The 10,454-nt window shown below is 34.6% G+C and carries 11 protein-coding genes and 1 tRNA gene; 10 read left to right on the top strand and 2 right to left on the bottom strand.

Annotated elements, in window-relative coordinates:
* Positions 1–77: transfer RNA gene (locus RQ893_RS06290), tRNA-Pro, on the bottom strand.
* A gap of 209 nt (positions 78–286) precedes the next feature.
* Here RQ893_RS06290 and RQ893_RS06285 point away from each other — a divergent pair.
* From RQ893_RS06285 to RQ893_RS06265, 5 genes are all read left to right on the top strand, one after another.
* Entirely contained in the window at positions 287–1,018 is a 732-nt protein-coding gene (locus RQ893_RS06285; RefSeq protein WP_311482199.1) for an NAD-dependent protein deacylase, read from the top strand.
* A complete protein-coding gene (locus tag RQ893_RS06280; RefSeq protein ID WP_311482198.1) occupies positions 1,019–1,399 on the top strand; it encodes a hypothetical protein in 381 nt (126 codons plus the stop codon).
* Positions 1,400–1,513: 114 nt separating this feature from the next.
* Positions 1,514–2,689 (top strand): coenzyme F420-0:L-glutamate ligase, encoded by a 1,176-nt coding sequence (locus RQ893_RS06275; RefSeq protein ID WP_311482197.1) that lies wholly within the window; start codon positions 1,514–1,516, stop codon positions 2,687–2,689.
* Positions 2,690–2,810: 121 nt separating this feature from the next.
* Complete coding sequence (locus RQ893_RS06270) at positions 2,811–3,749, top strand: YitT family protein (protein WP_311482196.1); 939 nt, start codon at positions 2,811–2,813, stop codon at positions 3,747–3,749.
* A 50-nt stretch (positions 3,750–3,799) separates the two neighbouring features.
* Positions 3,800–4,717, top strand: coding sequence for a hypothetical protein (locus tag RQ893_RS06265; protein WP_311482195.1), 918 nt, complete (start codon positions 3,800–3,802; stop codon positions 4,715–4,717).
* Positions 4,718–4,761: 44 nt separating this feature from the next.
* Here the strand turns inward: RQ893_RS06265 and rd are convergent, their stop codons facing one another.
* Positions 4,762–4,917: a rubredoxin gene (rd, locus tag RQ893_RS06260; RefSeq protein ID WP_311482194.1), complete on the bottom strand. Its 156-nt coding sequence runs from the start codon at positions 4,915–4,917 to the stop codon at positions 4,762–4,764.
* A gap of 150 nt (positions 4,918–5,067) precedes the next feature.
* On the opposite strand from rd, the gene RQ893_RS06255 reads away from it, so the two are divergent.
* From RQ893_RS06255 to abc-f, 5 genes are all read left to right on the top strand, one after another.
* A complete protein-coding gene (locus tag RQ893_RS06255; RefSeq protein WP_311482193.1) occupies positions 5,068–5,445 on the top strand; it encodes an ATP-binding protein in 378 nt (125 codons plus the stop codon).
* A 102-nt stretch (positions 5,446–5,547) separates the two neighbouring features.
* Complete coding sequence (gene typA / locus RQ893_RS06250; protein WP_311482192.1) at positions 5,548–7,365, top strand: translational GTPase TypA; 1,818 nt, start codon at positions 5,548–5,550, stop codon at positions 7,363–7,365.
* 8 nt (positions 7,366–7,373) lie between these two features.
* Positions 7,374–7,964, top strand: coding sequence for a hypothetical protein (locus tag RQ893_RS06245; RefSeq protein WP_311482191.1), 591 nt, complete (start codon positions 7,374–7,376; stop codon positions 7,962–7,964).
* Positions 7,965–7,966: 2 nt separating this feature from the next.
* Entirely contained in the window at positions 7,967–8,602 is a 636-nt protein-coding gene (locus tag RQ893_RS06240; RefSeq protein ID WP_311482190.1) for a redox-sensing transcriptional repressor Rex, read from the top strand.
* Positions 8,602–10,454 (top strand): ribosomal protection-like ABC-F family protein (abc-f, locus tag RQ893_RS06235; protein WP_311482189.1); only part of this gene is annotated, 1,853 nt, incomplete at its 3' end. The genes RQ893_RS06240 and abc-f, both read left to right, overlap by 1 nt.

The raw sequence follows: 10,454 nt of genomic DNA, 5'->3' as shown, positions 1-10,454 counted from the left end.
TGGTCGGGGTGAAAGGATTCGAACCTTCGACCTCATGTTCCCAAAACACGCGCGCTACCAAGCTGCGCCACACCCCGCCGTTACTGACTATTATAATATACTATATAAAAAATACTTTGTCAAATCTTTTTAAGCTTCAATTGGATTTTCTTTTTATTTTTACTTATATTTCTAAGAAAATCTAAGCCCATAATACCACATTTAATATATTTTGTAAAATCTATTTGCCAATCTCTTGTAAGTATCTCTATAAAGATTATAATGATATAAATAGGAAGGGAGTCATATGGATACTCTTAATGAAGTTAAAAAAATTATTGATGATTCAAATAATATAGTATTTTTTGGGGGTGCAGGAGTTTCTACCGCATCAGGTGTTCCTGATTTTAGGTCGGCCACAGGGCTCTATAACAGGAAAAATAATTCCAAGTATTCTCCAGAATATATGCTTAGTCATGAATTTTTTGTAAACCATCCTGGTGAGTTTATGACTTATTGTAAGGAAAATCTCATGCTTGATGGAATTAAGCCTAACAAGGCTCATTACGCTTTGGCTAAACTTGAGAAAATGGGTAAGCTTAGGGCTGTTATTACTCAAAATGTTGATAGCCTTCATCAAGAAGCAGGCAGCAAGAATGTAATTGAGCTTCACGGCAATTTGAGGGATTATTATTGCACAAAGTGCTTTAAAAATTTTGACCTTGTCTATGTTAAGAAATTTCTGGCTGAGGCTCACTGTGATGAGTGTGGTGGGATTGTAAGACCTGATATTGTTCTTTATGGTGAGGGTCTTGATCAAAATAATATTTCTTATGCAATAAATATGATTGCCCAGGCAGATGTTTTGATTGTTGGCGGGACTAGCCTTGTTGTTTATCCTGCTGCAGGGCTTATTGATTTTTATAGGGGAGATAAGCTTGTTTTAATTAACAAAGAAACTACTCCTCGTGATGGTTTTGCGGATTATATTATTAATGGCGATATTGCTGAAATTATGAATGGTTTGGTAGGTGATTAGGTGCAGAAAAAATACGGTATTGATGAGTATGGGATATTTTTAGTTTGGATAGCTATTGTGGCAGTCCTTGTGGCTTATTTTATTAAGTCTACAGTTTTAAATGGCATTTCTTCTTTTATTGTAATTTATGCTATTTTTAGAACTATGTCTACTAATATTCTAAAAAGAAGTCAAGAAAATCAAGTTTTTATTGAAAATGTTATTGATCCAATCAAAAATGTTTTCAATAAAGATAAATTTAATCAAGGTAAATCAAGAGATGACGGCTTTAAGTATATTTCTTGTCCAACTTGTGGACAAAAGTTAAGAATTCCTAAAAACAAGGGTAAAATCAAGGTTAGATGCCCAAAATGTAAGGAAAAATTCGATGCTAAAAGCTAAATTTTTAGTATTTTTTAGTTTTTTTAGAAATATAAATTAATTTAAAATTTTTTTCATTTTAGTATTTAAATTTATTTTATTAGGTTGTATAATTTGCATGAAAGGGGAAAAAAAATGCCAAGATTAATAGGAACTGTTGCAATGGGCCTTAGGGCACCAATTGTTAAAAAAGGTGACAATCTAGTTGATATTGTCGGTGATATTGTTGAGGAAGTAGCTAGAAAAGAAGTTAAACTTCGCGATAAGGATGTAGTTGCTGTAACTGAGTCACTTCTTGCTAGAAGCCAAGGTAATTATGCTACTATTGAGCAAATTGCTAAGGATTTTGCAAATAAGTTTGATGGTGATGAAGTTGCTATACTATTTCCAATTCTTTCAAGGAATAGATTTTCAATAATGCTAAAGGCTTTTGCCCTATCAGGCAAAAAACTTCATATTTGTTTATCTTATCCATCTGATGAGGTTGGTAACTTTGTTATGGATGAGATGGATCTGTTTAATTCTGACATTAATGCTTATACTGATGTTTTAAGTCTTGAAGAATTTAGGAAAGTTGCTGGTGATTATAAACATCTTTTCACAGAGATGGATTATCCAAAATTCTATGGGGAGATTGCAAAAAATTCTGAGATTCACTTTTTAAATAATCCAGTGGATGCTCTAAAATTTACTGATAATGTATTGGTTGCATCAATCCACACTAGAAATCTTGTTAAAAAACAACTTCTAGAAGCTGGTGCTAAGAAGGTATTAAAACTTGATGAAATTCTTACAGAATCTGTTGATGGTTCAGGTTTCAACCCAGATTATGGTCTTTTAGGATCAAATCTTTCTACTGGAAATAAATTAAAATTATTCCCAAGAAATGCTCAAGAGTTTGTAGAGAAACTTCAAAAAAGACTTATTTCTGAAACAGGTAAGCATGTAGAAGTTATGGTTTATGGTGACGGAGCCTTCAAAGACCCTGTTGGTCATATTTGGGAACTAGCAGACCCTGTTGTTTCGCCTGGATTCACAGACGGTCTTACAGGTACACCAAACGAACTAAAGCTAAAATACGTTGCTGATAATGATTTAGCAGATCTTTCAGGCGAAGAAGCCGCAGAAGAATTTAAGAAACTTGTTAGAAATAAGGATAAAAATACAGATGCTGACAAAAGGTTAGGAACTACTCCTAGACAGATTACAGACCTACTAGGTTCTCTATCTGACTTGATTTCGGGATCAGGAGATAAGGGTACACCTGTTGTTTTAATCCAAGGATATTTTGATAATTATTCAAATGATTAGATAAAAATAAATATTTGGACAATGAACCAACTTTGGCTAGGCTACTAGCATAAAAGTTGGTTCATTGTATAATATGATACATACACTTAAATGTAAATTTTATGAATATGGAGAGTAGAAATTGAAAACTGATGAGTCTATCGATTTAGGTCAAAAAAATAACCAAGAGGTTCGAAATATTGACGAACGCAATATAAAAACTAGGGAGTACAAGATCTTTTGGATGAGTTTTGCTGCTATTCTTATGGCCTGCGGTACTCATTTTTTTAAATATCCTAATTCCTTTGTAATAGGAGGGGTTGAGGGTATGAGTATTATCACTTCAATGTTTGTGCCTTTCAACCGTCCTCAATTGACCCTATTTTATAACGTAGTTTTGCTTGTTATAGGATTTTTTGTGATTGGTAAAAAATTTACTATTAGGACAGGCTATGTTGCAATCTTGAATTCTCTAACAGCACTTGCCTTAGAGAAGATTTTCCCAATCAATGGCTCCCTAACTGATAATAAAATGCTTGAGTTGATTTTCACTCTTTTAATGTCATCAGTTGGTTCTGCAATTTTATTTAACCTCGCAGCTTCATCTGGTGGTACAGATATCATAGCTATGATTATGAAAAAATACACATCACTTGAGGTTGGTAAGTCCCTTTTGGTAGTGGATTCTATCTTTACCATAGCATCTATAAAGATTTTCGGTATAGAGATTGGTTTATTTTCAATCCTTGGTTTGATGATGAAGGGAATATTTGTTGACATGATCATAGGATCTATGAATACAGCCAAGCTCTTTATAATAATCACCTCAAAGACAGAAGAAATAGGAAACTTTATCAAGAAAGACTTAAATAGGTCGGCTACTATTGTTGATGCCAGAGGTTTGTATAAGGGTACTAATATTTCTGTGTTTTTATGTGTGACAAGTAATTTCGAAGCAGCTAAATTTAGGTCTTTTATTAAAAGGATTGACCCATACTCATTTATCACCATCCTAAATACCTCATCAATTATTGGTAAGGGTTGGTATTCATCTGATGAGGCTCTTGATAGTAATGAATGATTGTTTAATAAGTATTTGCAGGTAAAATACAAGTAGGAAGGTGATTAAAGATGCGAAAAAATATAAAAATAATACTAATAAGCTTTTTTGTTTTTTGCATAGGCTTTAATAGTTTTGCATCTGATGATCAACCAGTAAAAGAGGGCACTGATCAGAAGGCTGGCGAGAAAATAATTATCACTGAAAGTGTAGCGCCTGTTAATAAGGCGGCTAACAATGTAAATGCTAATAGTGTTGATAAAAAAGAAGAAAGTAAGCCTAGTGAAAATAATCCAGAAGTAAACAAAAAAGAAGAGGCAAAAGTATCTAAGCCAATAGAACCAAAAAAAGAAGAGCCAAGCTCAAAGGATAATAACAAAAAAGAAGAGCCAGCCGATAGTAAAATGGCTGCTCCTGATAGACCTTCCAATGCAGATATGGAGAGGATTGAGAAGGCTGTAGATGATATGGTTCAAAAATTAGATAAAAACTCTAAACTTTCTAAAGCTTTGGCTGAGATTCAATCAACTATAAGTTCAGAGAAACATTCAAGCGTTGTTACTAAGGATGTTAGCAAGCAGACAGAAAAAGTTTTGAAGGATTTTAATAAAAAAATTCAAGCTGCAACCACAGCGAACGAGAGAAAAAAGCTTGAAAATGAAGCTGCTAACATGATAATATCAATAAGTGAAAGCAAGGCTATACCTCTTGATAATGATTCGTCAGATACAAGCCTTGATGATAAGATACCAGAAAAAAAGAAAAAAATCCTCCTTGAGGTAAAGCCAGATAGGGATGAGGAAGAAGATGATGACAGAAGCCAAATTTTGGCCCTAAATCCAGCTAATGATGGCGAAGAGGAAGAAAAGTTTTTTCTTAAAAATCCAATTGTTATAATAAGTTTGATATTCATTATAGCCTTGGTAGTAGCTATAGGCATAGTGATTAGAAATAATGAAAGAAAAGAAAAACGCAAGGAAAGTAAATAAAAGAAAGCAAAACAAAAGAGGCCTTTGGGCCTCTTATTTTTTTATTATTCAGCTTCGAACATATCTTTGCCAACACCACAAACTGGGCAAACCCAATCTTCTGGAAGATCAGCAAATTCTGTACCGGCATCAATACCGTTATCAACATCACCTTCAGCTGGATCATAAATATATCCACATGCTGTACATACGTATTTCATAAATGTCTCCTTTCATAATCTACTATGTAATTATTATACCACAGATTTGATTTTTTAAACAAAAATTTTTAGAATAAGTCTAAAAATGGAAGAAGAAATGAAAATGATAGGAAAAACAAAAAAGGGGTATGAATCCATTAGGAGATAGATATGGAGATAATTAGGGCGGTCATAAATTCTGACCTTAAAGACATAAAAAAATTTAGGGATAAGTTTATAGATATGCTAGAAGCAAGGCTTTATGAGGAAAACCAAATTTTTAGGTTAAGGCTAATTCTAGATGAGTTGACTGCAAACTCCTATAAGCATGGCAATAAAAAAGATAAGTCTAGATTAATAGATATTTCTGTTCTTTTTGATGATGCCTACTTATTAATAAAGGTCAAAGACCAGGGGCAGGGTATAAAGTCTACAAAAGAAGTTGAAAAATTTTCTGAGTCTGGTAGGGGCATTGATCTTGTAAAAAAACTGTCTGATGAGGTAATTATAGAAAAATCTACTATCGCCTGTCTAATACGAAATTCTTAACAACATCCTGGAAGGGATGTTTTTTATTTGCCATTTATTGATAATTAATTAACATTAGGTATAATATATTGATAGAATTTGTTAGCATGAAAGAAGGATTTAATGATTAGAGAAGATGTTAGAAATGTAGCAATTATTGCCCACGTAGACCATGGAAAAACAACACTTGTAGATGGTCTACTAAAAACATCAGGTTTATTTAGAGAAAACGAAGCAGTCAAAGAAAGAGTAATGGATTCTGATACCATAGAAAAAGAAAGAGGAATCACAATTCTTGCTAAAAATACAGCTGTATCTTATAAAGGTATGAAGATTAATATTATTGATACTCCGGGCCACGCCGATTTTGGTGGTGAGGTTGAGAGGGTACTTAATATGGCCGAATCAGTTGTACTTGTTGTAGATAGTCACGAAGGCCCAATGCCACAAACCAAGTTTGTACTAAAAAAGGCTATAGAATTGGGACTTCCAGCTATAATTTGTATAAATAAGGTAGATAGACCTGATCAGAGGATAGATGAAGTTGAAGACGAAATCATAGACTTGTTTATCTCTTTGAATGCGGATGAGTCATATCTTGAAAGTCCTTTTGTATTTGCTTCAGCCAAACAAGGTTGGGCAAGTTCTGAAAAGGGCGTTGTAAAAGATGACATGACAGACCTCCTTGATACTATAATCGAATACACACCTGCCTTTGAAGCGCCAGATACAGATGACTTTAAGGTTTTAGTTTCAACTACAGATTACAATGATTATCTTGGTACAATTGCGATTGGTAAGGTAGAATGTGGTACAATTAGGAAAAATGCACCAGCAGTTATCACTAATTATAATGAAGCAGATAGGCTGGTTAAGTCTAAAGTTGTAACCATCTATGAATTTGATGGTTTAAATAGGGTTGAGGTTGAAGAGTCTAAATTCGGTTCAATTGTTGCAATTTCCGGTATGGAAGATATTGGGATTGGTGATACTATTGGTACAGAAGAAGATCATGAACCAATAGAATTTACAAAGATTTCAGAGCCAACCCTATCTATGACTTTTTCTGTAAATGATTCACCATTTGCAGGTCGTGATGGAAAATACGTTACAAGCAGACATATCAGAGATAGGCTATTTAAGGAAGCAGAAACAGATGTTTCTCTTAGAGTTGAACCAACAGATACAACTGAAGCTTTTAAGGTTTCTGGTAGGGGCGAACTCCACTTATCAGTTTTGATAGAAAATCTTAGACGAGAAGGTTATGAATTCCAAGTTTCTAAACCAGAAGTAATGTTTAAGACTGATGAAAATGGCAAGAAGCTTGAACCAATAGAGATTGCTACTGTAGATGTTGACCAAGAATACACTGGTTCAGTTATAGAAAAACTTGGTCGTAGGAAGGGCGAGATGATTGATATGCACCCATCCGCATCAGGATATACCAGACTTATTTTTAGGATTCCAGCTAGGGGTCTTATAGGTTATAGGACTGAATTTATGACTGACACAAAAGGTACTGGTATTTTAAATACCGAATTTGAAGGCTATGATAGGTACAAGGGTGACCTAGAGAGAAGACCTTTAGGTAGTCTTATTGCTACAGAAAAAGGTCTTGCAACAGCCTACGGTCTAAATGCAGCCCAATCTAGGGGTCAACTATTTATTGAACCAGGTGAAGAAATATACGAAGGTTTAATCGTAGGATCTAACGCCAAGGGTCTTGATATCGATGTAAATATCTGCAAAAAGAAAAAAATGACCAACACAAGGGCGAGCGGTAATGATGATGCAATTATCCTTACCCCAGCCAAGAAAATGAGTGTTGAAGAAATGATGGAATTTGTAGAAGAGGACGAATTAATCGAGATTACCCCTCACAATCTAAGGATTAGGAAGAAAATCCTAGATAGTCAAAAGAGGTACAAGTCTAAAAAATAGGAGTGGACATGGAAAATAAGTTTGAAAGAAGGATTAGTAAGTTTTTGGTCTTTCTTATCATGGTCTTATTTCTCTTAACTATTTCACAAAGATTCGCAAATGGATGGGTCCTAAGCCTAGCCTGGTACGTTTTATTTTTACTAGCATGGGTGACTATGGTTGTTTATAGTTTTGATGTGCTATTAAATAAAAAAGCTAGGGGCTTTTCCATCCTCCTTGCGATTATAACTAGTATAGCCTTTGCATTTTTATCAATCCACGGACTTTCTGCCTTGGCGATATTTGTAAGGGTCCTTCCTAGGAAGATAGTGATAAATAACGATTTCTTCCTAGCTTACAACCAGTTTATTTTTTATTCGAGCTTGGTTGTTGTTTATTTTTCCCACCTAGCCAATGTAATTTTCCTAATGGATAAGCATGAAGAGCCGGTAGAGGAAAAAGAGTTAAGTGAAGAAGAGTTAAGAAGAATTAGGGATGAAAGATTAGATAGTATAATTGCTGAGATTGATAGTAAGGATGACAGTCTAAGCGATGAGGATAGGCAGATACTAAATTCTCACATTTTGGATGATGAGGATGAACAAGGAGCGGAGATTTAATAATGACTAAACAAAATATTTCTTTGTCTGTGATTAAGAGACTTCCTAAGTACTATAGGTATTTAGAAAGCATAAATGAAAAGGGAATAATTAGGGTATCATCTAAGGAACTATCAGAAATAACAGGCCTTACAGCTAGCCAAATTAGGCAGGATTTAAACCATTTCGGCTGCTTTGGTCAACAAGGTTATGGCTACAATGTAAAAGAGCTTATAGATGAATTGTCAAAGATAATTGGTGTTGATAAGAGCTATAAAATAATTCTTATTGGTTATGGAAATATAGGTCATGCCCTTTATCAATACAAGTCTTTTAGAGACCTTGGTTATGAATTTGAGGCTGTTTTTGATAAGCAGGCTAAGAGCCTATCCAATGATAATCTCAAGGTGAGAGATATCTCTGAACTTGCTGATTTTTTAGCAAAAAACACAATAGATATAGGTATTATCGCTACCCCAAAGGAAGCGGCACAAGAGGTAGCAGATGTTTTATGTAAGGGTGGTATCAAGGGCATTTGGAATTTCTCACCAGTTGATTTGAAGGTTTCAAATGGAGCAGTTATAGAATCTGTTCACCTTGATGAATCTCTATTTACTTTGACATACTTTATGAATTCCCCAGAGGATTTTATATTTTAATGAATGTACTTAATGTATCGAACTTGGCCAAGTCTTACCCTAACAAGACTATCTTTAATGGCCTAAGTTTCAACCTAGAAAAGGGAGATAAGGCAGGACTAGTTGGACTAAACGGTGCTGGCAAGTCTACCCTTTTTAATATTCTAACAGGAAGACTAGCTGCGGATGAAGGGAAAATTTTCATCCCCCAAGAAGTGAAAGTTGGGTATTTAGAGCAAATCCTAAGCCTTGATTCTGAGATGACTGTCTATGATTATTGTTTGTCAGTTTTTGATGGCCTAATTAAGCTTGAAGCTGAAATCAGAGACCTTGAAAAAAAGATGAGCACAGAAACTAATCCTGACAAGCTTGCCGCAATCATGGATGAATACACAAGAAAATCAGATGCTTATCATAAAGAAAATGGCTACGCCATAGAAAGTGAACTAGAAGGCACCCTTTCTGCTATGGGTTTTGCCAAGGAAGATTTTAACAAAAAAATTTCTGACCTATCTGGTGGCCAAAAGGCAAGGGTGGAATTAGCTGGTCTTTTACTAGAAAAACCGGACTTGCTCTTACTTGATGAGCCAACCAACCACCTAGATATAAAGGCCATAAATTTTCTAGAAACTTTCATCAAAAATTACAAGGGCACAGCCATAATTATTTCCCACGACAGGTACTTTTTAGATGCAACTGTCAATAGGATGATGGTCCTAGAACATGGAAAACTATCTACTTATTCTGGGAATTATACGATTTTCATGGAAAAAAGGAAAAAAGACAGGGAAGTAAGAATCCACCAATATAAGAGTCAGCAAAAGGAAATAGAAAGACAAGAAGAAATAATCGACAGGCTCAAAAACCTAGGCGGATCAAAAAGAAAAAGAGGTATTTCCCAATCAAGGTCTAGGCAAAAACTCCTTGACAAGATGGAAAGAATCGAAAAGCCAATAGAACTTTCAGATACAATGAATCTCAAATTTACCCCAAGAATCCAATCAGGTATGGATGTCCTAAAAGTTGAAGATTTGAGGATGTCCTTTGATAGTAGGGAGATTTTCAAAAATATTTCCTTTGAAATTTATAGAAATGAAAGAGCTGCTATAATTGGCGATAATGGAGTAGGAAAGACTACGCTTTTTAAAATTATTCTCGGTGAACTTTCCCAAGATGGAGGAAAAGCTAAGATTGGTGAATCTGTAAATGTGGGATATTTTGACCAGGAGCAAAAATCCTTAAATCTTGAAAATACAATTTTCGATGAGATTAGAGAGACCTTTCCAATGCTTACAAACTTTGAGATAAGGTCCTATCTTGCCAAGTTTATGTTCTATGATACAGATGTTTTTAGGGAAATATCTGAATTATCTGGTGGGGAAAGGGCAAGAATATCCCTTCTTAAACTAATGATTTCTGATTGTAACTTTATCTTAATGGACGAGCCGACCAATCATTTGGATATTGATAGTAAGGAAATTCTTGAAGATGCTATCCTCGACTTTGAGGGTACCCTTTTGATAATTTCTCACGATAGGTATTTCTTAAATAAGATTGCCTCAAAAATCCTAGACATGAAAGCCGATAGGATGGATTTATATCTTGGTAATTATGATTACTACCAGGAAAAGCTTAGGGAAATGTCCTTAACAGAGGAAGAAAAATCCACAGTTACCAAGACTCAAATTAAAAAGGAAAGAAAAAAGGAAAAGCTAAAAAGAGATGAAGTAAGGGCGGTTAAGAAAAAAATCAGAGACATTGAAAAGGATATGGAAGAGATTGACAAAAAACTTAAAGCCCTTACCAAGGAGAGCTTGGCTGAAGGCTTTAATGATGACCAGGCCAGGGTGGCTGAACTTTTTAGGGAGATGAA

Origin of the sequence: uncultured Anaerococcus sp., from assembly GCF_963510915.1 — a bacterium.
Classification (GTDB): Bacteria; Bacillota; Clostridia; order Tissierellales; family Peptoniphilaceae; genus Anaerococcus.
The sequence above is the reverse complement of the archived record's forward strand: the minus strand, read 5'-3'. Positions and strand labels throughout refer to the sequence as shown.